The sequence below is a fragment of the Planotetraspora thailandica genome (genome assembly GCF_016863335.1).
Taxonomy (GTDB): domain Bacteria; phylum Actinomycetota; class Actinomycetes; order Streptosporangiales; family Streptosporangiaceae; genus Planotetraspora; species Planotetraspora thailandica.
Genome location: NZ_BOOR01000109.1, coordinates 1 through 2,615, shown reverse-complemented (window position 1 = coordinate 2,615; position 2,615 = coordinate 1). Strand labels below are relative to the sequence as shown.

General features: G+C 64.5%; 2 protein-coding genes. One reads left to right on the top strand and one right to left on the bottom strand.

The features are described from left to right. Positions 1 to 234: 234 nt before the first annotated feature. On the bottom strand, positions 235 to 1,212 hold the full coding sequence (locus Pth03_RS41050) for an NADP-dependent oxidoreductase (protein ID WP_239119812.1): 978 nt from the start codon (positions 1,210 to 1,212) through the stop codon (positions 235 to 237). Positions 1,213 to 1,990: 778 nt separating this feature from the next. Here Pth03_RS41050 and Pth03_RS41045 point away from each other — a divergent pair. Continuing rightward, positions 1,991 to 2,615: hypothetical protein (locus Pth03_RS41045; protein ID WP_203949941.1), on the top strand; the 625-nt coding region annotated here is incomplete at its 3' end.

Genomic DNA, 2,615 nt, shown 5'->3' with positions numbered 1-2,615 from the left:
GCACAAGCCGCGCACGCGCTGGTCAGGTCACTCCCCACGCGGCACCTGAGCAACCGTATACTGGACGATTTAGTCCATCGATCCCGTCGGGCGACAGCCGGCCGTGGTTGCGCGGGGTGCACACCAGATAGCGGACCAGCCCGAGCACGTGTTTCCCGTACGAGTCGCCCAACCTGGCCGCGTAGCTGATCATGATCCACAAGGAAGGTGGGACCGCTCGCTGTCCTTGAGTCATCATGGACGAACGCGGATAATCGTCTTCCCCTTGCGTCGCTCGGTCGGGTTGAGGGCGGCGATGGCATCGTCGAGGGTCGCGACTTGGCCGATGTTCGTCCGCAGTCGTCCGTCACGCACCCGCTGGGCGATCTCACTCAGTTGGGCACGATCGGACTCGACGACGAAGTCGATCGCTAGGCCGTCGGCAGGCCGCGCCTCGGGCGGGCCGACGATGGACACCAGTGTTCCTCCGGCCCGAACCAGACCCGCGGACCGCCTCCCGATGTCGCCGCCGATGACATCGAAAACCAGATCGACTTCGCCGACGTCTTCCAGGGCGTCGTTCTCAAGGTCGACGAACTCCTGCCCGCCGAAGTCGAACACCGTCTGACGGTCGGCGGCGCGTCCGGTGCCGATGATGTAGGCGCCGGCCTCTCGTGCGAGTTGCGTCGTCATCGACCCGACTGCGCCGGCCGCGCCGTGCACGAGGACGCTCTGCCCCGCCTGAAGGCGGCCGTGCTCGAACAGTCCCTGCCACGCGGTCAGGCCCGAGATCGGCAGGCTCGCGCCCACCGTGAAGTCGACGTCGCCGGGCAGCGGCGCGAGGTTGCGTGCCTCGACGGCCACATACTCCGCGAGGGTGCCGTCGCGAGTCCAGTCCGTGAGGCCGAACACCCGCTGTCCCACCGACAGACCCGTTGTGCCATAGCCGAGAGCGGTGACCACTCCGGCCAGCTCGTGCCCAGGGATCGAAGGCGTCCGGTCACGGTCGAGGCGATCGGTCCAGGTCGAGGGCCACGCCATCTCAGTCGGGACGAATCCCGACGCATGAACCTGAACGACGACGTCGTTTATCGCTGCCTGCGGCTCGGGCCGCTCCACCAGCGTCATCCCGGCCGTTCCCGCAGCCTGGTCCGTCACCACGATCGCTTTCATGGGAATTGTCTCCTCGGCCATTTGTCTCTTTGGTGGAAAGGATGGAGAGCCTTTCGACATCTAATGCCAGGGGCCATGCACAGCCGGTCGATCTTGACAGCGCCGGCCGGCCGCGTGCATCGATGGGCGCGTGTCGCTCACGGACGAACGCTGATGAGCGCCTCCCCGGGTGATCGTTACAGCTAGTTGTTGTAACGGAACCAGCTAGACTGTAGCATAGTGGACGCAATCGTCCAATCTCGTCAGTGCGGCGGCTGTTCGTGGAGTTGGGCAGCCAGCCTGGCTTACCCCTCGTATCGAGGTGATGCACACGCGCAGCGAGACCATCAGGCTCCACACCCTTCCGGTAGGCCTCAAGGGGTGCTGCTCAAACCGGGCGGAACAGGGCGTTGAGGTGATGTGGACGCCCGGGTGGCATGCGTTTCCCAGTGATCGACGTGCGGTGCAGGTGTTCCGACTTGGGAGAAGTGTCCGCAAATGATCAATTATGTCTGTTTTGGGGAGGCTGGCACGCTCTACAGCGGAGGGGCGGCTGAGTACATCGCCCGGGCACGCGAGTGTTTTTTAAAGACAACGTCTTAACTAGGTGTTCACTCAGGCCCTCGACCGACGAGCGCGCCAGGTCGCGCGTGACGTGTCGCAGGACTCGCAACAGATCCTCCAGAGCCTGACATCGGCGAGGATCATCGCCTAGATCTGGGATTGCACGAGTGCGCGAACCATAGCTGGTTTGCCCCGGTAGTGCGTGGCATCTCCCATCCCTGGGTCCAACCACCATCTCACTCCACACATCCCAGCTCGAGGGCTCGTGGGGTCAACCGGATCAGAGTGTCGGAGCATGAACGCGAAAATCAAATGTTCGATCGTCGCACGCATCACGCTGTTCACCGGCGTGGTGGCCGCCATACTGTCCACGCTGCTGGCCGTCGTTATGACGATCGCCATCCATAGTTTGGCCACTGGCTCGCTCATCCGGGAGGTCCGCGCGATCAGCGGTCAGGTGGCCCAGAAGGTCGAGCAGTACGTCCAGGGCTACGTCGAGCTACCGGGTAGTCAGTTCCGCAACATCCAGATCGTCGATCCGCAGGGGCATGTCGTCGTCTCCACACCAGCGCTACGCGGCAAGCCGCCCATGGCCGAATTCGGCCCGGGCAGCCAGGGCAGCAAGCAGGCAGTCGTGTGCGATGGGGTGTTCGGGGCCGACAAGTGTGACATCGTGGTCGCGCAGTCGGCCCGCTGGCAGCAGGCGAACTGGACCGTCTATGCCTCCTCACCTGTTGTGCCCTGGTGGATCGATCGCCAGTTCGCCGCCCTTCTCGGCGGGTCCGCGATCATCTTGGTCGTGGCCGTCACGTACCTCGCCAACCGGATCGCCATCGCGTCGCTCCGGCCGGTCGGTGCCATCCGACGGGAGCTCGACGAGATCAACGCGACCTGTCCCGGACGCCGGGTACCGATTCCCG